The sequence below is a fragment of the Vagococcus fluvialis bH819 genome, from assembly GCF_900163795.1.
GTDB lineage: Bacteria > Bacillota > Bacilli > Lactobacillales > Vagococcaceae > Vagococcus > Vagococcus fluvialis_A.
Map to the genome: position 1 here is coordinate 54,858 of NZ_FWFD01000008.1, position 21,935 is coordinate 76,792.

Sequence of the window (21,935 nt, forward strand, 5' to 3'; positions counted from 1 at the left end):
AATAAAAAAGAGACAGAATTTAATCTGTCTCTTTTATTAATTTAAAGTTAAATTATGCTTTAGTTACGTTAGTTGCTTGTGGTCCGCGGTCGCTTTCTTCAACGTCAAAGTTTACTGCTTGACCTTCTTCTAATGATTTGAATCCTTCGCCTTCGATTGCTGAGAAATGTACAAATACATCATTTCCTTCTTCTTGTTGAATAAATCCAAATCCTTTTTCAGCGTTAAACCATTTTACTGTTCCTTGAGCCATTTCATTTCCTCCTCGTGCCATGAGCACTAAATAATATTTGTATACTTGCTTTCGGTCGATAGAGGTGTTAAATATTACTATGTTACATCATCTATAGATACCAAAAACTAAATTACTATTTAATCATAACGCAACTAATATGTAATTGCAAGTATTGAAGTAAACGTTTTTCTTTAAATGACACCGGTTTCTTTCATGCTAACATAACTATTCTCACCGATGATTAGATGATCAATGACTTGAATTCCCATTAAAGAACCACACTCCACTAAACGATGGGTGAAAGAAAGATCTTGTTCTGATGGTAGTGGATTACCTGATGGATGATTATGCACAACAATCATTCTTGCAGCTGAACATTTTACTGCTATATTAAATATTTCTCTGGGATGAGCAACAGATTGACTGAGAGACCCGATAAATATTGTTTTCTTTTTCAATATTTCATTTTTAGCATTTAAATAAAGGACAACTAGGTGTTCTTGATGATAATCCTTCATTTCTTTTATAAGCTGCTCCCCTAAGGAAGCGCTAGACTGAATAGTTCCTACTTTTTCCCTCGAATAAAGAGATAACCTTCTTCCTAGCTCTATCATTGCTTGAATTTCAATTGCTTTTACTTCCCCTATGCCCTCAATTGCGACTAATTCTTCAATACTAGCTGTTTTTAAATCAAATAAATTATCAAAACTTTTTACAACTTCTTCTGCCAATTCGAGAACATTTTTCTTCTTACTACCCGTTCTCAGCATGATAGCAAGCAACTCTTGATGGCTTAATGCTTCAGGACCATATTTTTTACAACGTTGTCTTGGCTGTAGTTCCTCATCGTAATCTTTTATCGAAACAAACAAAAAATTCCTCCTCTCATCTCATGTATAAATTACGAGATAAGAAGAAGAAACTATTATATTTCTTTGATAAAAGTTAAAACTTCTAATAAGTCTTTTTTTATCATGTATGATTTTTCAATTGCTTCATCCGTTGGTTCCAATAAGTCAGGAACCATGATAACTGGTACTCCAGCTGAGTAAGAGGCTCGAATTCCATTTAATGAATCTTCTAACATCACTGTCTCATTTCTTTTAGTACCCAATTTTTCTAGTGCTTTTTCAACAATTTCTGGATCTGGCTTGGCATGAGTCACGTCATTACTTGAAACAGAGCCAATAAAATAGTCTTTTAAATTAGCTTTAATAAGTAAATCTTCAATCGTTTCTTCTGTATTACTTGAAGCCACGATACAAGGGATATTCACCTTTTTTAAATAAGTTAGTAGCTCAACAATACCTTTTTTTAAAGGAGCTCCTGTTTCTTTGAATGTTTCTCTAACAACTTGACGACTTTCATCAAAAAATTCTCTAATCATTGGCTCTGCTAAATAAGGATAGTCTTCTATATATTTTTTAAAAACGTGCTCCTCGCTCAACCCAATTTCAGTTTTATAATAAGCTTCATCGTACCCTTTTAAACCATATTTTTTTGCCATTTCAATATTACTTGCACTATAGATAGCTTCTGTATCTAAAATTAAACCATCCATATCAAAAATGACACCACTTATTTTTTTCAATTAGTTGCCTCCTAATAAAATTTCTCTTACTTGGGAAATAAAGTAAAGTGAACCTGTAATTAAAATGACATCATCCCCTGTTAATTCTTCCAAACTGATAGCCAAAGCTTCCTGCCATTTATCATAGGCATTAAGTCCCATTTCACTGTATTGTTCTTTCGTAAAGGCTTTAGGATAATCAAAGGCTGTAACCTTTAAATCAAGATTAGGAACTGTTTTTAAATCTCTAATCATTGAATCAATGTCTTTAGTCGATAACGCCCCAAAGATTGTATGAATATGACTTCCTTTAAATTCTGTTTTCAAATTATTAACAAGCACTTCCATCGCATGCTCGTTATGAGCACCATCTAAGACAATCAACGGCTCGTCAGATATTTTTTCCATACGACCTGGCCAAAATGCTTTCTTCAAGCCTTTTTTAATTTCTTTTCCAGATACAGGTAAGCCTAATTTAGTTGATACGACATCGTATAATTGAATTGCGACACTGGCATTATCGACTTGGTGTTTACCTAGTAAACTAATCGTCATGTGTGACAAATCAAGAGTTTGAGATCGATAACTAAATATTTCTCCCCAGTTATCATCTGGTTGAATGTATTTACTTGAAAAATCTTCCTCGTAACGATAAATCGGACTATTCAATGTATTGGCTTCTTTTTCAATCACTTCAAAAGCAACTTCTTCTACTCGTCCAACAACCACAGGTACATCTTGTTTAATGATCCCTGCTTTTTGAGCAGCTATTTCTTCGATTGTTTCACCTAAAATATCGATATGATCTAAGCCGATTGTCGTAATAGCTGATGCTAGTGGCGTGATGACATTCGTGCAATCGTATCTTCCGCCTAAACCAACTTCAACAATCACAATATCAACCTCAGAATCTAAGAAATATTGGAACATAATTGCTGTTAAAATTTCAAACTCAACTGCATTTTTTAGGTCTTCCACTGTATCCATATCGTCTACTAATGGTTTAATCTTAGTGACTAGACGGACCAACTCTTCATCTGGAATTGGTTTTCCATTAATCGCAATTCGTTCGTTAAACGTTTCAATATAAGGGGATGTGAACGTTCCAACTTTTAATCCTTGTTCTTCAAGCAAACAACGAAGAAATGTCGTCGTAGATCCTTTTCCATTGGTTCCGCCAATATGTACTGTTTTCAGCTTATGTTGGGGATTGTCTAATCTATTTAATAGTTCATCGATTCTGATTAATCCTGGACGAATACCAAATTTAATGCGGTCATGAATCCAGGCTACTGTTTCTTCATAATTCATTGCTTAACAACCACCTATACATTTTTATTATTGGTAAAAAACGCTCATTATTTCACTTTTTGTAATCCGGAGATTCTGAGCTGCTCCTTCGATAATTTCGTAAATCAGAAGCAATCAAATACCGATTGTTTCTGATTCACTCCAATTACTCGGAGCAAAACGCTCATTATCTCACTTTTTGTAACTGTTTGATTCTTTCTGTTACGGCTGCTTGTTTTTCTAGGTAATCTTTTTCTTTTGCTTTTTCGCCTTCTACTACAGCATCAGGAGCGCTTGACATGAAACGTTCGTTGGCTAATTTTTTCTGTACACGTTCGACTTCTTGGCCCCATTTTGCTAATTCTTTTTCTAAACGTGCTATTTCTTCATCGATATTGATTAAATCTGCTAATGGTAGGTAGATTTCTGCTCCTGTGATAACCGCACTCATTGATGTTTCTGGTGCGTCTACACTGTCAGCAATCACTAATTCTTCTGGGTTACAGAAGCGTTCAATATATTTCGTGTTTTCATTGAAGAACAAGTTCACTTTTTTATCATTTGTTTTGATTAAAAGCGTGATTGGCTTAGACATTGGTGTATTCACTTCAGAACGAATGTTACGAACTGATCTAATTAACTCTTGTAAGACTTCCATTCCTCTAGCTGACGTTTCATCTGTAAATTCAGGTACAACTTCTGGATAAGGCGCAGTTACTAATGACTCACCCTCGTGTGGTAATTTCTCCCAAATTTCTTCTGTCACAAACGGCATGATTGGGTGTAATAACTTAACAATCTTATCTAACGTATAAGTTAAGACACTACGAGTCATATTTTTCTGAGTTTCGTCTTCTCCGTAAAGAATTTCTTTACTCATCTCAATATACCAATCACAGAAATCATCCCAGATAAAGTTATACAGTTGACGACCTGCTTCACCAAATTCAAAGCGGTCAAAGAAGTACGTTACTTTTTCAATGGTTTCATTTAAGCGCGTTAGAATCCACTTATCTGCCACTGTTTTACTGCCTTCCAGGTTAATATCATCATATGTGAAACCTTCTAAATTCATAATAACAAAACGTGAAGCATTCCATATTTTATTAATAAAGTTCCAAGATGAGTCCATTTTTTCATAGCTAAAACGCATATCTTGCCCTGGTGTCGACCCATTTGATAAGAACCAACGTAGAGCATCTGCTCCGTATTTTTCTATAACATCCATCGGGTCAATTCCGTTACCTAATGATTTACTCATTTTACGTCCATCTTCGGCACGAATTAAACCATGCATCAAGACATTTTCAAAAGGACGTTGACCAGTAAACTCTAAACTTTGGAAAATCATTCGACTTACCCAGAAGAAAATAATATCATAACCGGTTACTAACGTGCTTGTTGGGAAGTAACGTTTGTAGTCTTCTGATTCTGTATCAGGCCAACCCATTGTTGAAAATGGCCATAGAGCGCTAGAGAACCATGTATCTAAAACATCTTCATCTTGTGTCCAGTTTTCACTATCACTAGGTGCTTCATTACCAACATACATTTCACCTGTTTCATTGTGATACCACGCTGGAATTTGATGTCCCCACCATAACTGACGTGAGATAACCCAATCATGGACGTTTTCCATCCAAGTTAAGAATGTTTGATCAAAACGTGGTGGATAGAATGTCACAGCATCTTCTGTTTGTTGATTTTTCATGGCCATTTCTGCTAATGGTTTCATTTTTACAAACCATTGTGTTGAAAGACGAGGCTCAACAACCACACCTGTTCGCTCAGAATGTCCCACGCTATGAACGTGCTTTTTAATTTCTTTTAATAAACCTAATTCATCTAAATCTTTGATGATTGCTTTACGTGCAACAAAGCGATCCATTCCTGCATATTTTCCTGCAAGTTCATTCATTGTTGCTGTGGCATCCATTACATTTACTCGTGGTAAGCTGTGGCGGTTACCGACCTCAAAATCATTAGGGTCATGGGCTGGTGTAATTTTAACAACCCCAGTTCCAAAATCCATTTCTACATATTCATCGGCAATAATCGGAATTTCTTTATCCATTAAAGGCAAGATAACTTTTTTACCAATCAAATGTTTGTAACGATCATCTTCTGGATGGACTGCAATAGCTGTATCTCCTAGCATTGTTTCTGGACGAGTTGTTGCTATTTCTAGCTTGCCACTACCATCTGCTAATGGGTAGTACATGTGATAGAAAGCGCCCTCGATATCTTTATGAATCACTTCAATATCAGAAAGAGCTGTCTTAGCTTGTGGGTCCCAATTAATAATATATTCACCACGGTAAATTAAATCTTTTTCATAAAGTTTCACAAAAACTTTTTTCACAGCGTCAGATAAACCATCATCTAATGTGAATCTCTCACGAGAGTAATCCACAGATAAACCAAGTTTTCCCCACTGCTCACGGATATGACCGGCATATTCTTCTTTCCACTCTTTTGTTGATTCGATGAATTTCTCACGACCTAAGTCATAACGTGTTAAACCTTCGCCACGTAGTTTTTCCTCTACTTTTGCTTGCGTTGCAATCCCCGCATGGTCCATTCCTGGTAACCATAACGTATCAAATCCTTGCATTCTCTTTTGTCTGATAATCATGTCTTGAAGGGTTGTGTCCCAAGCATGACCTAAATGTAGTTTTCCTGTTACATTTGGCGGTGGGATAACGATTGAATAAGGTTCTGCCTTTTTATCGCCACTTGGTTTAAAAACATCTTTATCTAGCCATTTTTGATAACGACCTGCTTCAACTTCTTTTGGATCAAATTTTGGTGCTAAATTATTTTCTTCTGTCATCTTATATTGCCTTCTTTCTTATTTAGAATATTATTTTTTTCGATAAAAAAAGCCCTAAAGTATTTCTACTTTAGGACGAATTGCTCGCGGTACCACCTAGATTACAGCGTATTTAAAACACTGTCACTTAAAGTGAGATAACGTTCACTAACCGAAAAAAATTCAGCTCATAAGCTACCTTCATACTTTTCAAAGGAAAATCTTTCAGCCAAGGATTTTCTTTCTACGTGCTTTTTAAAGTATTACTCCTCTTAATCTAAGCATTTTTATATTAATTTTATTTTACAATGAAAGACTACTCACGTCAAACTTAAATCAGATTTTTCGCTGCGTTTAGTGCTGCTGCATAATTCGGTTCGTGAGAAACTTCGGCAACAATTTCTTCATAAATAATATTACCTTTTGTATCAATCACAAAAATAGCACGTGCCAAGCGACCAATCTCCGGAATTAATAACCCATAATTTTTACCGAATTCTAAATCTTCATCACGAAGCATTGTCATATCCACACCTTCAGCCGCACACCAGTTACCTTGTTCTTCTTTGGTATTGTTTGAAACAGTCACAAAATTAATTCCTGTTTCACTAGCAGCTTCTTGATTGAAGCGTTTTGTTTGAATCGCGCAGACAGAGGTATCAATGTCTGGTACTACACTAAGGATTAATGGTTTATTAGATAAACTTGCTAAATCCACTAGTTTATCTTGTAGATCAATTAAAGAAAAAACTGGTGCTTTTTCACCAATCATTGGTTGAATTCCTTCTAGTTCTACTGGGTTACCTTTTAATGTTACTTGCATAAAAAAACACTCCTCTATCTTTATATTACCCTCAGTATAAGGACTAAAGAATAAAAAGACAAAGGAGATGCTTGTGATTAAATAGTTGTTAAATCAGGATGATTGTAATTTTCATCGTAATAAATCAATGTTTGAAGCTCAGTTGTTAAATCAATGTACTGAACTTGAACATGATGTGGCACTCTTAAACGTTTTGGTGCAAAGTTTAAAATCGCTGTGACACCCGCTTCTACCACCTCATCAATAACTTCTTGCGCTTTACTACTTGGCACTGTCATAATAGCCGTTGTGATACCTTCTTTTTTTATCATCTCAGACATTTTTGAGATATCTTCAACTTTCACATCATTAATTGTTGAACCAATTAGCTCTGGATCTGAATCAAAGGCTACGACAATATTTAAATTAGAATTTTTTCTAAAATTATTATTAATCAAAGCTTTCCCCAAATTACCAGCACCAACTAAAGCAATTCTTTTCTCGATTTCAGTATTTAAAATATTACTAAATACTTGAATTAAATAAGGTACATCATAGCCATACCCGCTTCTGCCAAGTTCACCAAAATGCGAAAAATCTCTTCTGATTGTCGCAGAAGGAATTTGAATCATTTGGCTAAATTCGTTTGATTTAATTCTTTTTACTCCACTTTGATCTAAGGTTTTTAAATAACGAAAGTACAATGGAATTCTTTTAGCTGTCGCTTTTGGAATGGCATGATTTTTTTTCAAGTTTTCCATAAATAGATACTCCTTTTTGAATTGTGACTATTTTCACATTAAGTGTATCATTTAATTTTTCACATTTCAATCAATTTGTGAAAAAAATGCTTAAAAAATTAAGTATTCTTCTTTTAATCAAGATAATATCGATCAATCAAGGGGTAAGCTAAGGATTATTCGTCATAGCTTTTGTATCACATAGTTGCTATACTAAAATATACAAAGGAGAGGTTAGTATGAGAAATTATAAATTTTATTATATTTTTTATATTTGTTTAATTGTTTTATTTTTAATAACCATTCAGTATTCAGATTTCTTTAATTCTTTTCTCTTTTTCATCACATTACTCACTTTTCCAATCCAACTATACTTAAATAAACGAATCAATAAAGAGTTAATCTATATGTGGTATCTTGCTGATAAACTCAATCTGAGTACTTCAGATATTAGTCAATTATCTGGAATAGGTATTCTTGATCTAGAAGCCACCAAAGAAAAAAATAATTTTATTTACCTTCCTAAGAGAAAAGTTATTCTTACAACAACTAAACAATTAGAAAAAATAAGTAAAGGGTGAATCACTTTGTGAAACCACCCTTTACTTATTTTTTTATTTATTAAAAAAGTTCATCCATCTCATCTGTTGTTTCATTTAAAAAGACATCACTTGATTTAATTTCTTCAATTTTAATTCCCGCCATCGCTCTTTTGATTAGCGCTTCTACATCTACACGTTCTTCATAATGAAGGACTTTATCTAATTTAGGTTTTGTTTTTGGTTCAGGTGGAGCAAAAATGGTACAGCAATCTTCAAAAGGCTGAATAGCTAATTCAAATGTATCAATTTTTTCAGCAATTTCAATAATCTCACTCTTATCCATAGTAATAACTGGACGAATTATTGGCGTTGTCGTCACTTCATTAATTGCTAACATACTATGCATTGTTTGAGAAGCAACTTGCCCAAGAGATTCTCCATTAACGATAGCTAAACCATGTCTTTGTTCTCTGATTAAATCTGTTAAGCGTAGCATAAAACGTCTCGTAATTGTCATCCAGTAACTTGATGGCACTGAGCGTTTAATTTCTTCTTGAATTTCTGTAAAAGGAACGGTGATAAACTGAATACCACCAACATAAGGTGTTAATTTAACCGTTAAGTCTTTGGCCTTTTGAAGAGCTTTTTCACTTGTATAAGGTGGACTGTAAAAATGAACCGCCTCAATTTCCATTCCTCGTTTTAAAGCTAGGTAACCTGCTACAGGAGAGTCTATCCCACCTGATAACATCAGCATTCCTTTACCACTTGAGCCAACTGGCAACCCTGCAGCCCCGTAAATAGTTAGGCAAGAAAGATAAGCTGCTTCTTCTCGAACCTCTACCTCTACTCGAATATCAGGTTGGACCATTTTAACTGTGATTCCTGGTATTCCTTCAAAAATAGCTTCTCCAACTTCACGGTTAATATCATTGCTATCCCAAACAAATTTTTTGTCTGAACGACGACTTTGGACTTTAAATGTTTGACCTTCTTGCCAAATATCTTTTACCATATCAATAGCTGTCTGGCGAATAATGTCTTCGTTTTTTTCAATACGGATAACAGGTGAAAAACTTTGAATCCCAAAAATTGGTGTCAAACGCTTCATAACTTCTTGAGCATCTGCGCCATTTAAAATCAAATGCATTCGATCCCGATCTGATTGAATTTTAACTTCTTCAAATTCGTGTAAACTTTTTTTTATAATATGAGCTAACTGGCTAATAAATAATTTTCTGTTTTTACCCTTTGTTGATAACTCACCATAGCGAATCATAATTTCTGTATATTTCATAAATACTCCTTTTTATCCATTAATTTTTTCAAATTTATCATATAACTGTCTAAAGACAATTAAAAACTGTTCAGCTTCTGCTAAAGTATTTTTTTCATCTAAACTAATTCGAATGGCCGTTTCTGCTAACTTGCTTGGAATTCCCATCGAATGAAGTGTGCTACTTGCCATCTTTTTCTTACTTGAACAGGCACTTGTTGTCGAAACAAAAATTTCTTTATCCTCCAAGGCATGTACCAATACTTCGCCTCTAATCCCTTTGATTCCGACGCAGAGGATATGTGGTGCTTTTAATGATTCATCTTCTGGTGAAAAAATCGTAACTTTATGGAATTTAGCTAAGGCGTCTTCTAAGTAATTACGGATTTTTCTAATATAGTTAGCTTTTAACTCTGCATCCTCAAATAATAAGCGAGTGGCTCTGGCAGTACTGACTATTCCTGGTATATTTTCTGTAGTACTACGCTTATTATTTTCTTGTCCACCACCGGTTAAGAGTGGCGCTAGTTTGCATCCTTTTTTCCAATATAAAATTCCTACACCACGTGGTCCGTGGAATTTATGAGCTGATAAACTGGCAAAGTCCACACGACTTGTTAACCAATCTTCAGTCGGAATTTTACCAACTGCTTGAACGGCATCTACATGGTAGTGAATATTTGGATACGCTTTTAGCACGTCACTGATTTCTTTAATCGGTTGAAGCACACCGACCTCACTATTAACAACAATAGTTGATACTAAAATAGTTTCATCTTTAATCGAAGCTTTTAACGCCTCAACATCAATCACACCTTTTTTTGAAACAGGAATAAAAGTTACCTCAAATCCTAATTGTTCTAACTGTTTCGCTGTTTCAGAAACAGATGGGTGCTCTACTGAAGATATAATCATATGATTTCCAAATGGACGTTTTTCAATCGCTGTTCCCTTTAGAGCCCAATTGTTACTTTCTGTTCCTCCACTCGTAAAATATAATTCTTCTTTTTTTACCTGTAACTGATCAGCAATCTGTGCTCTTGATTTATCTAATAGAACATTGGCTTGTTCACCTAAACGATGCAAACTAGATGGATTGCCAATAAATCGTTCACTGGTACGTTTGTATGTTTCTAATACACTTTTTTCAATAGCTGTTGTAGCGCTATTATCAAAATAAATCATTACTCTCACTCTTTTCTAAAAATTCATGTTTTATTATAACTCCTTAATTGACTTGGTTCAACTAGGCCCTCTTCATTATTTAATTAAAGAAAAAAACAGTAGACTAGCTACTGTTTAAATCATGTTATCTTTATTTTCAAAATAGTATTTTCTAATTCGTTCAGTTACTCCAGGTTCAATCCTTTCAATTGCTTCAGATATAGTATCTAAAGCATCTTCATAAAGATGTTCTCTTGAGAATAAACTTAAACTTCGATCAATCGCATTTTTAATTTCTGGATGAGAGAAACGGAAACGGTTAGCGTGTTGAATCATTTGCTCAGTTAAGGCAGCACTATCAATTAAGTTGTTTGTTTTTTCTTTCAATGTTGCAATATCTTCTTCACACAAAACAACTAAACGATCGATATGACTCATATCTATTCTAATCTTGTTAAGCTCACGACTTAACTCCTCTATTCTTTCACCAGCTACAAAGAAAAATTCTAAGTAACTACTTGGTATGCCAGGTAAACGTTGCTTTTCAATATGTCTCTTCAATGTTCGCAACTCTAATTCATAGTCATCGATCTTTTTGATGGCGTCTCTTTCTCGTGGTGCAAAGTCTTTAACAGACTGCCCAACTTCGATTTGACCTTCTTCGATATCTTTTAATTGATCTAGACTCTCTCGGTAAAATGCAGCGACTTGTGAAAAGACTGCTTGTTTGTTTTCAAGTTTTTCTTCTGTTGCGTCGAATTCTTTTTGCATCTCTTCCATTTGCGCTTGGAAACCGCGAACTTTACCTAACTCATTACTATTTAATACATAGCTTTGAGAAACATGATCTAATTCAATTAGTATCAAATGATTGTTCTTATCCGCATGCTCTAAAAAATTAACTAATGTCGTCTTATTTTCATTTACATAATGACGAGCTTCAATTTCCTTTTGCATGATATCGTATAATTGATCAATCTCTTTAGCAATCTCAATATTAAGTTTGCCAACATTCTCAACTTCTAATTTCTCTAAGTTCATTAAAGTTGAACGGACTTTTCCGTCTAACTTATCAACATTGACTTGAACCACGTCATTTTCAAAAACATAGTGGTCTTTATTCAATGCTGCATAACCATCTTTAATTTCCTTTAATTGCTTTGGAAATACTTTATCTAAAGTCTCAAATAAAGGTGGTACTTGATCAATTATTGCTTGAATTTCATATGTTCTTATTTCAGCTTTTTCTAATACAGTACGAGCTTCCATAGGATCCCCGGCTGTATTTAAAGCTACAAATTGTGTAAAGTCACGCTCTACATTTTGAATTTGTTTTTCTAATTCTTTGTAAGAAACACCATATTTATCTGGATCAGAAGTCACAGATTCACTGATTGTTTCGTAAGCATCTAAAGCTTGTTGTACAGCTTCAGAGTTTCTTACTTCACTCTCGCGTAAATCACTTAATCCTTGACGAATTTCTTCTACTTCTTCTTCCATAGTTTTCAGTGTTAATTCAGCTTCTTCAATCGAATCTTTAACTTTCATAAAACGGAATGTTTCATTCAAGTTTTCAATTTCAAAAATAAGGCTTTCCAGTTCAGCAAATGATATAGTAGAAATGTCTATCCATTTTTGGTTCCACTCTCTAAAGGTGTTTTGACTTTGACCTACTAAGTGCATTTTTTTAACGTCATCAACCTCTTCTAAAACTGGTAGATCAAACAACGCAATCTTACGTTTTTCTAATTCCTCCAGTCGGTCTTGATTTTTTCGTCTCATAAAAAATGCTGCTAAATAAGTCACTGCAGCTAAGATTATTACAATCAATATTAGCCATAACCAAAATTTAGTATTCATGAAATTCCCTCCATATAATGTTAGTCACCACTACCCCTTCATCTCACCAGAAAAAAACAGCTATCAAAACTTTTCCTATTAGGACGTTCTAATGCTTGTCTTTCATTGCAATCAATCTCTATATTAGAAAATTTACATCTACCATATATTATAACATACTCACTTCCACGTATCACTAATAATTTATTAAAATGAGGGATTTTTTTTAACTTTAATAAAACCTTCTGAAATTTTTCATGGTTTTTATCTTCTGATAAATAGAACTTATTGATTTTAATGTTAATTTTCTGTATTCTATTACTTAATCAATATGTAGGAGGTTAAAAAAATGAAGGTAGCAAAATTTGGCGGTAGCTCTTTAGCAGATGCTACTCAGATCAATAAAATATTAAATATCATAAAAGCAGATTCTGAACGACGGTTCATTATTGTTTCTGCTCCGGGAAAACGTTATGAAACAGATACAAAGGTCACAGATTTATTAATTCAATACGCTGAGAATTTTTTGAATAACCAAAACACAGCTTTAATTGAAGAAGCAATTATTTATCGTTACCAGTTAATTAGTCAAGAACTTCAGCTAAATAAAGCATTACCTATAATTAAGAAATATATCGAAACTCTAAAAAAGACTCCTCACCGTTCAAAAGAAAGAGTCATGGATTTATTCAAATCTAGTGGTGAGAACTGCCATGCTATGTTAATTGCTGAGTTTCTGACTCATAATGGTATCCCTTCAACTTATATAAATCCAAAAGATGCGGGAATTTTAGTAGACGATTTACCTGGTGAAGCCATCATTAAACCAGAAGCCTATTTAAAAATTAAAGAGTTAAAAAAACTTGAGACTGTCGCTGTTATCCCTGGTTTTTTTGGCTATACTAAAGAGGGAGAGATTTGTACTTTTTCTCGCGGAGGGTCAGATGTGACAGGTTCAATCATTGCTGCTGGTGTTCAAGCTGATTGTTATGAGAATTTTACTGATGTAGATGCTATCTACGCTGCTAATCCTGGTTTAATTGCTAATTGTCAGCCTATTAAGGAACTAACTTTTAGAGAGATGCGTGAATTAAGTTACACGGGTTTTAGAGTGCTACACGATGAATCCTTAATGCCTGCACGTCAAGCTAACATCCCTGTTATTATTAAAAATACAAATAACCCAGAAGCTCCAGGCACTCGTATTTCTTCCCAAAGAACGACTCATCATGAGCCCGTAGCCGGTATTGCTGGTGACTCAGGTTTTACCAGTATTTATCTGAGTAAATATTTAATGAATCGACAGCTAGGCTTTGGATATAATGTTCTCAAAATTTTTAAGGAACTTAATCTTCAATTCGACCATATGCCTTCTGGAATTGATGATATTACCATTATCATGAGACAAAATCAATTAACACAAGAGATAGAAGAACAATTGATTTCCCGTTTAACCACTGAACTTTCTTTAGATGAGCTAAAAGTTATGCACAATATCTCAATGATTGCTCTTGTTGGTGAAGGGATGAAAAATAATATTGGGGTTGCTTCTCGTGCCACTGCGGCTCTTTCTAAAAAGAAAATCAACTTAGAAATGATTAACCAAGGTTCTTCTGAGGTTAGTATCCTCTTTGCTATCAACAATGATCAAGAAAATGCAGCTATTAAAGCATTGTATGAAGAGTTTTTCTAATATTTAAATAAGCTTTAGGTATTATTATCTATATAAATAAGCAAACTCAAACGAAAAATCAATATTTTTCCTGTATGAGTTCGCTTATTTTTTAGCTAAGTAACGATAACACTTTGTCTTGATCTGGAGCATATAAACCTATTATGGGAATATTTAACTCTCTCTTTTTTAATTCCATTTCTAAAACTTCCATAAAAACACCTTTTTCATCATATTTCTGAATTGTTTCTAAGTCTTTTTCTAAGTTATTTTCTCTGTCCGAGAACTCACCCATCCAACACTGAGAGCGATAAGTACAATCTACTCCGCAACTAGGACTTCCATCTACTCCAACAATACCAATAAGATCAAAAAGGTCTTTTTCTGTATAATACGCTTCCATTTCGTCTAAGATAGGTGTTAATATAGAGACGCAGTGTTTTCTATAAAAAGGATTATCAAATTGATCTTTTACATGCCCCCATCTTCTTGGACCGTAAAGAGTAAACTCAGGACATGGTAACTGTGCAATGTGTATATCTTTCTCAATTGCTTTCAACAGGAATTTTTTTCTAAGAGTATCTTCTGCTGCTAATGATATTTCAGTTGATTGTAATTTTGCAGATGGATTTAATAAACAATGGGCAACATATAGTATCTTTTTCATCATGATCTCCTTTTCTAACATTGTATGTAACGTTTTCTTTAAAATTAGATTGCTTATTAAATCATATCAGAGGAGGTTTTTTTTAACAACAAAACAAAAAAATAATATGGGAATCATGTTTTAAAGAACAACTTTATATAAATAAAAAAATTTATTTTGAAAGGTTGGTTTTATCATGTTTAGTAAAATTAAACAAGATTTTAATTCAATGACTATTTTATTAATCCCTATTGGTGTTGCTATTAATTTTATTGGAGGACAAATTAATGGTGCATTAAAATTACCACTGCATCTTGATACAATTGGTACTATTTTAAGTAGTATTTTAGCTGGCCCATGGGTTGGTATTTCAACAGCTTTAGCAGGTAAACTTGTTAGTATGATTACTAGTCCAGGATATTTTGCGTTCATTTTAGTTAGTTTAGGCTTAGCTACAGCAGTTGGTATTTTTTCAAAAAAAGGTTATTTTACATCTATTCCTAAAGCACTTTTAGCTATGCTAATAACTGGTTTACTTGTTGCAATTATAGGCAGTTTTGTTCGTATTACTTTTTATGGCGGTATTACTGGAGATGGTTCTTCTTTAATTATTGCGACACTATTAGCAAACGGTCAAGAAATGGTTAAATCAATATTCGGTGTCGTTTTTGTATCTAATTTAGCAGACAAATCTCTTTCAATCATTTTAAGTCTCTTAGTTATCAGAAGTATGCCTGATCGACTTTTAATTAAGTATCCATGCGGTCAAATCTATATTAAAAGTAGAAAAAAATAATATTATGGATACAAAAAAGACTTTGGAAACGATTCATCCATTAACTAAAGCTTCTGTTTTAACTTTTTTATTGTTTTTGATTAATTTATTTCCAACAAAAGAGACTATCATTAGCTTATCCCTTTTTTTTATTTTTTTATTTTTATTTACATCTAATAAAATAGCCTTAATAAAAAAAATAACATTAACTAATCTTTTTTTATTTTTACCAATGTTCTTAATGCAGTTACTTTTCAAACCTGGAAAGGACATTATTTTTTCATGGTTCATTATTAGAATTTCAACTGAATCGATTGCCTTTGCAGTTAGTCTTTTCATTAGACTTTGCATAATTTCAAGTTTCATTCTGCTTTTTTTTCACATTACTAAAGTGAAAGATTTCACTATCTCTCTTGAAGAAATTGGCTTATCTAAATCAGTAACTTATATTCTTTTAGCAACCATGATGTTAGTCCCTCAAATCATTCAGCGTTCAAAAGTTATTATGCAAGCACAAAAAATACGCGGTATTGAAATGAATGGTCATCTTTTAACTCGAGTAAAGGCTTTTATTCCGATCATTACTCCTTTAATACTAAGTTCTTTAATGGCAACTGAAGAACAAGCTTTGACTCTCGAAGCAAGAGGTTTTTTCTCAGAAAATAAAAGAGTTTACTTGCATTCCAAAAAAAAAAATACGTTTGATAATTGGATCATTTTTTTATCTCTTTTCGCTAGTGGATTTTTATTAATTTTCAAGGTGGTGCTTAAATGGCTTATATAACCTGTGACAATTTTTCATACAGCTACCCTTTATCAGAATCTCCTATTTTAAGCAATCTATCTTTTTCAGCAAATAAAGGAGAATTCATTGCTATTGTCGGAGAAAATAGCTCTGGCAAAACAACTTTATGTAATGCTTTAAGAGGCTTTGTTCCACATTTTTATAAAGGTGATTTTTCTGGAGAAATTACAGTTGCTGGTAAAAAAATTAATCAAATAAAACGACTTTCTGATGTTGCTGATTTAATTGGGTATATTTTTCAAAATCCTTTTACACAGATGAGCGGCATTGAGGATACTGTTTTTCAAGAACTTGCCTTTGGCTTAGAAAATCTAGGGCTTCCTAAAGAAAAAATCATTGAAAACGTCTCTAAAATATTACGTGAACTAGATCTTGAATCAATTCAAGACTGCCACCCTTTGTATTTATCTGGCGGGCAACAGCAAAAAGTAGCTTTAGGTTCTATACTAGCCATGGATCCTGAGATACTAATTGCAGATGAACCAACATCTCAACTCGATCCTGTATCAACTAATGATATTTTTTCTCTTTTAAAAAAAATTAATAACAATGGAAAAACTATTTTTTTAGTTGAACATAAAATAGATCTTATTTATGAGTATGCTTCCCGCATTCTAGTTATGCACGATGGGAAAATTATTATTGATGATAAACCTGAGACTGCTTTTTTAGATAATAGGCTGGAAGATCTTGGCGTTGAACTGCCAAAAATATTAGAGCTTGGTAAGTTATTGCAGAAACGATATAATTTAGCGGCATGCCCTATTAATAAAGAAGAAATCAAAGAAGTTGTTTTATTTTATAAGGATAGAAAGTAGGTTCCAAAATGAGAGATTACATTTGTTTCAAACAAGTATCTTATCGATATAATACAGATAATGATTGGGCCTTAAAGGATATCAATATTCTTATTGAATCAGGTGAACAAGTTGCTATTATTGGTGAAAATGGAGCAGGTAAAAGTACCTTTGCAAAGTTGTGTTGTGGTTTGCTCAAACCTGAACATGGAAATGTTTCTATAAATGGCAATAATATTCATGAGATGAAAAACACAAATAAAGCAAACATGATTGGCTATATCTTTCAAAATCCAGATGACCAAATATTTTTATCAACTGTCAGAAAAGAAATTATTTACCCACATAAAAATTATGAAGATACTCTCTTTTTTAAAGAGGTTATAACTCTTTGCCAACTGGAAGAAGATTTAGATACGCATCCCTATAATTTACCTTGGTCAACACGTAAATTTGTAAGTATTGCCAGTATTATTCTTCAAAAACCTCAGTACATTATTTTTGATGAACCAACTGCCGGTCAAGAAAAGAAAGGAAAAGACATTTTGAAAAATATTTTAAATTATCTGAAAAATAAAAAAATAACTGTTTTAATGATTTCTCATGATATGAATTTTATCTCAGAAAATTTTACAAGAGCCATTGTCTTAAAAGGAGCCAATATAATTAAAGATAGTCAGGTTCACTCTATTTTCTATGACAAGCCATTACTTAAAGAAGCTGGACTTGAGCAACCTTTTGTTCCAAAAATCTTTACTTATTTGGATTTACCGGATAACAACATTGTAACAATGAAAGATTTAAATAAAATATTGTGACAAAAAAATAAAAAATACTTCTATTGAAGAAATATTTTAAAAATTTTAGTTTTAAAATTACGTAAAAAAAGCCACCTAAAAGTTATTCCTTAGAGAAACTTTTACCAGTGGCTTTTTATTAATTTTCGTTTACTTGTCTTTTTATCTCTTCTTTAATCTTTGATTCAGGTGCAAAATTAGCTTCCCAATTATCAGGTTTTAACACTTTTCCTGTTACTTCGTGGTACCGCGGTTTACCATCTGAAAATAATTTACCCATATTTGCTTGGTGAACAATATTAAAAATCGGTGTCGGATCAATATCCATCATAACAAACGAACCATAAGTAAAATATAACAGGTCAATCAAAGCGTCCACTTCATCTACAAGTGGTTCTATTTCTTTCTTTTTTTCTAAAACTTTTTTTGCTTCTACGTCTATTGTTTCTTTCAGATAGTTCATGCTCTCTAAAAATTTTACTTGATCTCCATCATTAGCTGCATATAAAAATTCGATGATTTCTTCTAATTTAAACCCACTACGAAATTCAGCAACTTCCTTACTTAAAGCTTTTGCTCCTTTATGGTTAACGGGATCAAAATGTTGATGAAATTCCTTTACTTGGTTGAATGGTGTCTCCACAAATATACCTCTTTCTTATCTAATAATTTTTAACGTTTTTAATGCTTTCATAATCCCATCTTGGTCATTAGTGTCTGTCACATAATCTGCTAGTTCTTTAATATCCTCTGCAGCATTTCCCATCGCAACACCTGTACCTATTTCACGTAACATCTCTGTGTCATTCCAGCTATCACCAAAAGCAATTGCTTCGCTTTTATCAATACCATAATGAGCTAAAACTTGGTTAATCCCAACAATTTTTGACCCACCTTTAGGTATCACATCGACTGAATATGGATTTGAACGTGTAAAGTGACAATCTGGGAATAACTCTTCCAATCTCTTTTGCTCACTTTCTGGACTTAACAGCACACATTGATAGACTGGTTGAGAAAAAATGGGCAGTGTCATAAATTTTGTTTCACTCTGAGGTAAAATATTATATTTTTTTATAACATTTTCTAATTCTTTAAATGAAATTTTATCTGGAAGCAAATGATAGAGTTGTTTCAGCCAACGTCTTTGTCCCATTTTCATCGACTGGCTACCGTAAAATTCTTTTCTAGTACCAAAAATCATTTGACGTTTTTCTGCATCTGCAAATTCAGCTAATTTTTCTAAGGTGTCATTAGTAAAAACATGTTCATAGATTCCTTTTGTATGTGAAAATACTAATTGCCCATTATATAAAACATAAGCATCCATGGGAAGATTTCCGATTAAACTTTTTATTCGATTAGGACCTCGGCCTGATGCAATACAACAAATAATACCTTGCTGATGAAGTTTTTCAATACTTGAAATAGTTGAAGGTAAACACTCTGCATTACTACTTAAAAGCGTTCCATCTATATCAAAAAAAGCGGCTTTTATCATTGGTCTTCTCCTTTAAAATAAAGACGTTTGTTTGGGGTTTAATCCCTGGTACTCAACGCCTAATATATTTTTTAATAATGTACCATTGGGTGCGGCATCTTGAGCTGAATTGTTATTAAAAATCACATAGATATCTTTAGCTGATAACTGCTTTAAAGAATTCGCTAACGCTGTTAATTCTTCTCTTGAATAACAATATAAGTTTCTTTTTTTTCGCCAATCATCACTATTATCCAACCAATTCCCTTTATTTCTACCATGAAGTCTAACAAATACAAATTCTAAATTTGTTAACGTGACGTCAAAAGGAACTGAATGGAGCGCTACTTGTGGTTGATCAACGATAACTAATGAAAAGCTCATCTTCTTCATAAATGAAATCATCGATTCTTTCATCTTTTCATCGTACCAACTACTATTTCTAAATTCAACGGCGATATTTTCTTCTTTATAATAATTCCTAATTTTTCTTAAATAAGCAACATTTTCTTTCGTACAATTAAAGCTGGCTGGAAATTGAAATAAAATAAAAGCTAATTTGTTTGCTTTTTTAAGTGGTTCTATGAATGCTTGATAAGCTAGAAACATCTGTTCTTCACTCTCATAGTATTCATCCCAAGAACCATGCTTCGTCATTCCTTTATAGACTTTTAAAATGAATTTAAACTCACTAGGCGTTCTATCTACCCAACTTTGACTCGTTTCCGGTGACTTAATACCATAAAAACACGTATCCAATTCTACTATAGGAAAATAAGAAGCGTACTCTTCCAAAGTAAGTTTAGTTTTATTTAGTAAACTTCCATGTTCATGAAAAGTTGTCATACCTATTTTTATCATCTCATCACCTCACTCTTTTATTATAACAAACTTAAATAAAAAAGACCGCTAGATTGGTTCTAATCTAGCGAGCTACTTTATGAGTTAAGTAATGACAGTACTGTATTCTTCATTACAGAAACATCCACAACACGGTCATGACGAAGTGGCAATGTCGCTAACTCCATTACAGAATTTGGGATTGCTAATCCTGTTAATTCAGATAATTTTTCAACTTCGTTAGCTAGACCTGCTTCTCCAAGAAAAACAGCTGGAAATTTATAGGGACTCGCTGTTGAGACGATGATTGTCTTTAAATCTGAAACGTTGGTCTTTAAATAATCATCCGCCACCTTTTTTGCGACAGCTGTATGTGGATCAATCACATAATTTTCTTTATCAAAAACTTGCTTTACAATTAGAGCAATTTCTTCTTCTGTTGCAAATCCCGAATAAAAATCTTTTAGTTGTTGTTTTTCTTCTGCTGCTAGTGAATACTCACCTTTATGAGCTAAGTCGAGCATCATTTCATTTAAGCGACTCGGATCTCTTTCAGTAATCAATGATAGTAACCGTTCTAGATTACTTGAAATTAAGATATCCATCGAAGGAGAGTTAGTCACATAAAATTCTCTATTTTTATCATAATGACCTGTCTTAAAAAATTCTGTTAAAACATTATTTTTATTTGATGCACAAATTAATTGACTAATAGGTAGTCCCATTTCTTTAGCATAATATCCTGCTAGAATATTACCGAAATTACCTGTTGGAACGGAGACATTAATTACTTCTCCCAACTCTATTTCTTTGGATAGAACTAATTGTTGATACGCATAAAAATAATAAACAATTTGTGGGATCAAACGACCAATATTAATTGAGTTAGCCGAAGAAAATTGTTGTTTATTTTTTTTAAGTTGGTCTTTTAATTCGCTATCATTAAACATTTGTTTCACAGTAGTTTGGGCTTGGTCAAAGTTGCCATTAATGCCAACAACAAACGTATTAGCTCCTTCTTGAGTTAACATTTGACGTTCTTGAATTTTGCTAACACCCTCTTTAGGATAAAAAACAATGATTTTAGTTCTAGGCACATTAGCAAAACCTGCCATAGCTGCCTTACCAGTATCTCCAGATGTAGCAGTTAAAATAACAATATCTTCTTTTACTTTTTGCTTCTTAAGTGAGGTAGTCATTAGATAAGGTAAAATTGATAATGCCATATCTTTAAAAGCCAAAGTTGGACCATGAAATAATTCCAAATAATAGTCGTTACCTACTTTTTTTACAGGTGCAATCAATTCATTCGTAAATTTTTCATCGTATGCTTGAGCAATGCAACTTTTTAATTCTATTTCCGTAAAATCAGCTAAAAATGGCGCCATAATATCAAACGCCAATTCTTGATAGGTATTATTTAAAAAACGTTTATTTTTAATATCATAATAAGGTATTTGGGTTGGAATATATAATCCTCCATCAGGTGCTAGACCATTCAGGATTGCTTCAGATGCTGGTACTTCTTCTTTTAATCCTCTTGTACTTATATATTTCATCTCTTTGCCTCCAATTAAAATATTTTGTAAAAGTAAAGTATACTTCTCTCATTATATTTTAACATATGGAAGGTTAAAAGTCGTTTGACTCTTTTATAATAGAACTATTTATATTTTCATCATTGATTACTTGAACTTCTGTTACTTCTTTACTTAATTCAAAACTCAAATTTCTCTGTGATTCTGAGATAGCCGTTCTTGGATAAAAAATAGCTACAAATATCAATAAACTTACCATAACAACACTTACTTTTCTTCTCATCATAGGATCTCCTTTTCTCGTTTAACTTATAA

At 33.0% G+C, this 21,935-nt stretch carries 22 protein-coding genes and 1 other annotated feature; of the genes, 6 read left to right on the plus strand and 16 right to left on the minus strand.

The genetic code is table 11. The features are described 5' to 3' along the window. Positions 1-52 precede the first annotated feature (52 nt). The 7 genes from FM121_RS04300 to FM121_RS04330 form a co-directional block, all read right to left on the minus strand. Positions 53-253 (minus strand): cold-shock protein, encoded by a 201-nt coding sequence (locus FM121_RS04300; RefSeq protein WP_086950926.1) that lies wholly within the window; start codon positions 251-253, stop codon positions 53-55. 173 nt (positions 254-426) lie between these two features. Next, a complete protein-coding gene (gene radC, locus FM121_RS04305; protein ID WP_256958406.1) occupies positions 427-1,107 on the minus strand; it encodes a RadC family protein in 681 nt (226 codons plus the stop codon). A 53-nt stretch (positions 1,108-1,160) separates the two neighbouring features. Beyond that, positions 1,161-1,826 carry an HAD family hydrolase gene (locus FM121_RS04310; protein ID WP_086950927.1) on the minus strand — a complete coding sequence of 222 codons (666 nt, stop codon included), beginning with the start codon at positions 1,824-1,826 and terminating at the stop codon, positions 1,161-1,163. After that, on the minus strand, positions 1,827-3,116 hold the full coding sequence (locus tag FM121_RS04315; RefSeq protein WP_086950928.1) for a bifunctional folylpolyglutamate synthase/dihydrofolate synthase: 1,290 nt from the start codon (positions 3,114-3,116) through the stop codon (positions 1,827-1,829). It abuts the gene before it with no gap. Positions 3,117-3,282: 166 nt separating this feature from the next. Continuing rightward, complete coding sequence (locus FM121_RS04320) at positions 3,283-5,928, minus strand: valine--tRNA ligase (protein WP_086950929.1); 2,646 nt, start codon at positions 5,926-5,928, stop codon at positions 3,283-3,285. A 68-nt stretch (positions 5,929-5,996) separates the two neighbouring features. Further along, positions 5,997-6,196: a binding site (T-box leader), on the minus strand. A 42-nt stretch (positions 6,197-6,238) separates the two neighbouring features. Next, positions 6,239-6,730: a thiol peroxidase gene (gene tpx / locus FM121_RS04325; RefSeq protein WP_086950930.1), complete on the minus strand. Its 492-nt coding sequence runs from the start codon at positions 6,728-6,730 to the stop codon at positions 6,239-6,241. Positions 6,731-6,807: 77 nt separating this feature from the next. Next, a complete protein-coding gene (locus tag FM121_RS04330; RefSeq protein WP_086950931.1) occupies positions 6,808-7,470 on the minus strand; it encodes a redox-sensing transcriptional repressor Rex in 663 nt (220 codons plus the stop codon). Between the two features lie 218 nt (positions 7,471-7,688). Between FM121_RS04330 and FM121_RS04335 the strand changes: the two genes are divergently transcribed. Then, a complete protein-coding gene (locus FM121_RS04335; protein WP_086950932.1) occupies positions 7,689-8,030 on the plus strand; it encodes a hypothetical protein in 342 nt (113 codons plus the stop codon). A gap of 40 nt (positions 8,031-8,070) precedes the next feature. Here FM121_RS04335 and thiI read toward each other — a convergent pair whose 3' ends face one another. The 3 genes from thiI to FM121_RS04350 all read right to left on the minus strand — a co-directional run bounded on the left by thiI (position 8,071) and on the right by FM121_RS04350 (position 12,291). Further along, on the minus strand, positions 8,071-9,288 hold the full coding sequence (gene thiI, locus FM121_RS04340; protein WP_086950933.1) for a tRNA uracil 4-sulfurtransferase ThiI: 1,218 nt from the start codon (positions 9,286-9,288) through the stop codon (positions 8,071-8,073). A 12-nt stretch (positions 9,289-9,300) separates the two neighbouring features. After that, positions 9,301-10,452 (minus strand): cysteine desulfurase family protein, encoded by a 1,152-nt coding sequence (locus FM121_RS04345; RefSeq protein ID WP_086950934.1) that lies wholly within the window; start codon positions 10,450-10,452, stop codon positions 9,301-9,303. A 114-nt stretch (positions 10,453-10,566) separates the two neighbouring features. Beyond that, a complete protein-coding gene (locus FM121_RS04350; protein ID WP_086950935.1) occupies positions 10,567-12,291 on the minus strand; it encodes a septation ring formation regulator EzrA in 1,725 nt (574 codons plus the stop codon). A gap of 328 nt (positions 12,292-12,619) precedes the next feature. Here FM121_RS04350 and FM121_RS04355 point away from each other — a divergent pair, with 328 nt between their 5' ends. After that, a complete protein-coding gene (locus FM121_RS04355) occupies positions 12,620-13,963 on the plus strand; it encodes an aspartate kinase (RefSeq protein WP_086950936.1) in 1,344 nt (447 codons plus the stop codon). Positions 13,964-14,054: 91 nt separating this feature from the next. On the opposite strand, the gene FM121_RS04360 is transcribed toward FM121_RS04355, so the two are convergent. After that, on the minus strand, positions 14,055-14,609 hold the full coding sequence (locus FM121_RS04360; RefSeq protein WP_086950937.1) for a CD3072 family TudS-related putative desulfidase: 555 nt from the start codon (positions 14,607-14,609) through the stop codon (positions 14,055-14,057). Between the two features lie 175 nt (positions 14,610-14,784). Between FM121_RS04360 and FM121_RS04365 the strand changes: the two genes are divergently transcribed. The 4 genes from FM121_RS04365 to FM121_RS04380 are packed head-to-tail and all read left to right on the plus strand — an operon-like array spanning position 14,785 to position 17,783. Continuing rightward, a complete protein-coding gene (locus FM121_RS04365) occupies positions 14,785-15,384 on the plus strand; it encodes a hypothetical protein (RefSeq protein WP_086950938.1) in 600 nt (199 codons plus the stop codon). A 4-nt stretch (positions 15,385-15,388) separates the two neighbouring features. Next, a complete protein-coding gene (locus tag FM121_RS04370; RefSeq protein ID WP_086950939.1) occupies positions 15,389-16,147 on the plus strand; it encodes an energy-coupling factor transporter transmembrane component T in 759 nt (252 codons plus the stop codon). Next, complete coding sequence (locus tag FM121_RS04375) at positions 16,135-16,986, plus strand: energy-coupling factor ABC transporter ATP-binding protein (protein ID WP_086950940.1); 852 nt, start codon at positions 16,135-16,137, stop codon at positions 16,984-16,986. The genes FM121_RS04370 and FM121_RS04375 overlap by 13 nt, the downstream gene beginning before the upstream one ends. 8 nt (positions 16,987-16,994) lie before the next feature. Next, on the plus strand, positions 16,995-17,783 hold the full coding sequence (locus FM121_RS04380) for an energy-coupling factor ABC transporter ATP-binding protein (protein ID WP_086950941.1): 789 nt from the start codon (positions 16,995-16,997) through the stop codon (positions 17,781-17,783). A gap of 118 nt (positions 17,784-17,901) precedes the next feature. On the opposite strand, the gene FM121_RS04385 is transcribed toward FM121_RS04380, so the two are convergent. From FM121_RS04385 to FM121_RS04405, 5 genes are all read right to left on the minus strand, one after another. After that, positions 17,902-18,405, minus strand: a complete 504-nt coding sequence (locus tag FM121_RS04385; RefSeq protein WP_306298132.1) for an HAD family hydrolase — start codon at positions 18,403-18,405, stop codon at positions 17,902-17,904. Between the two features lie 15 nt (positions 18,406-18,420). Then, positions 18,421-19,263, minus strand: a complete 843-nt coding sequence (locus FM121_RS04390) for a Cof-type HAD-IIB family hydrolase (RefSeq protein ID WP_086950943.1) — start codon at positions 19,261-19,263, stop codon at positions 18,421-18,423. 12 nt (positions 19,264-19,275) lie between these two features. Then, positions 19,276-20,103, minus strand: a complete 828-nt coding sequence (locus tag FM121_RS04395) for a DUF72 domain-containing protein (RefSeq protein ID WP_086950944.1) — start codon at positions 20,101-20,103, stop codon at positions 19,276-19,278. A 77-nt stretch (positions 20,104-20,180) separates the two neighbouring features. Beyond that, positions 20,181-21,641: a threonine synthase gene (gene thrC / locus FM121_RS04400; protein ID WP_086950945.1), complete on the minus strand. Its 1,461-nt coding sequence runs from the start codon at positions 21,639-21,641 to the stop codon at positions 20,181-20,183. A gap of 73 nt (positions 21,642-21,714) precedes the next feature. Beyond that, the gene (locus FM121_RS04405; protein ID WP_086950946.1) at positions 21,715-21,903 is read right to left on the minus strand and encodes a hypothetical protein; all 189 of its coding nucleotides are present in this window, start codon (positions 21,901-21,903) and stop codon (positions 21,715-21,717) included. Positions 21,904-21,935: the final 32 nt, after the last annotated feature.

Bases quoted from the DNA above. Each gene is read 5' to 3' on its own strand.
- FM121_RS04405 (WP_086950946.1), bottom strand. From the start codon at position 21,903: ATGAGAAGAAAAGTAAGTGTTGTTATGGTAAGTTTATTGATATTTGTA.
- FM121_RS04320 (WP_086950929.1), bottom strand. From the start codon at position 5,928: ATGACAGAAGAAAATAATTTAGCACCAAAATTTGATCCAAAAGAAGTT.
- FM121_RS04355 (WP_086950936.1), top strand. From the start codon at position 12,620: ATGAAGGTAGCAAAATTTGGCGGTAGCTCTTTAGCAGATGCTACTCAG.
- tpx (WP_086950930.1), bottom strand. From the start codon at position 6,730: ATGCAAGTAACATTAAAAGGTAACCCAGTAGAACTAGAAGGAATTCAA.
- FM121_RS04300 (WP_086950926.1), bottom strand. From the start codon at position 253: ATGGCTCAAGGAACAGTAAAATGGTTTAACGCTGAAAAAGGATTTGGA.
- FM121_RS04360 (WP_086950937.1), bottom strand. From the start codon at position 14,609: ATGAAAAAGATACTATATGTTGCCCATTGTTTATTAAATCCATCTGCA.
- FM121_RS04380 (WP_086950941.1), top strand. From the start codon at position 16,995: ATGAGAGATTACATTTGTTTCAAACAAGTATCTTATCGATATAATACA.
- FM121_RS04330 (WP_086950931.1), bottom strand. From the start codon at position 7,470: ATGGAAAACTTGAAAAAAAATCATGCCATTCCAAAAGCGACAGCTAAA.
- FM121_RS04390 (WP_086950943.1), bottom strand. From the start codon at position 19,263: ATGATAAAAGCCGCTTTTTTTGATATAGATGGAACGCTTTTAAGTAGT.
- FM121_RS04370 (WP_086950939.1), top strand. From the start codon at position 15,389: ATGGATACAAAAAAGACTTTGGAAACGATTCATCCATTAACTAAAGCT.
- FM121_RS04345 (WP_086950934.1), bottom strand. From the start codon at position 10,452: ATGATTTATTTTGATAATAGCGCTACAACAGCTATTGAAAAAAGTGTA.
- FM121_RS04315 (WP_086950928.1), bottom strand. From the start codon at position 3,116: ATGAATTATGAAGAAACAGTAGCCTGGATTCATGACCGCATTAAATTT.
- FM121_RS04350 (WP_086950935.1), bottom strand. From the start codon at position 12,291: ATGAATACTAAATTTTGGTTATGGCTAATATTGATTGTAATAATCTTA.
- FM121_RS04365 (WP_086950938.1), top strand. From the start codon at position 14,785: ATGTTTAGTAAAATTAAACAAGATTTTAATTCAATGACTATTTTATTA.
- thiI (WP_086950933.1), bottom strand. From the start codon at position 9,288: ATGAAATATACAGAAATTATGATTCGCTATGGTGAGTTATCAACAAAG.
- FM121_RS04375 (WP_086950940.1), top strand. From the start codon at position 16,135: ATGGCTTATATAACCTGTGACAATTTTTCATACAGCTACCCTTTATCA.
- thrC (WP_086950945.1), bottom strand. From the start codon at position 21,641: ATGAAATATATAAGTACAAGAGGATTAAAAGAAGAAGTACCAGCATCT.
- FM121_RS04395 (WP_086950944.1), bottom strand. From the start codon at position 20,103: ATGATAAAAATAGGTATGACAACTTTTCATGAACATGGAAGTTTACTA.
- FM121_RS04335 (WP_086950932.1), top strand. From the start codon at position 7,689: ATGAGAAATTATAAATTTTATTATATTTTTTATATTTGTTTAATTGTT.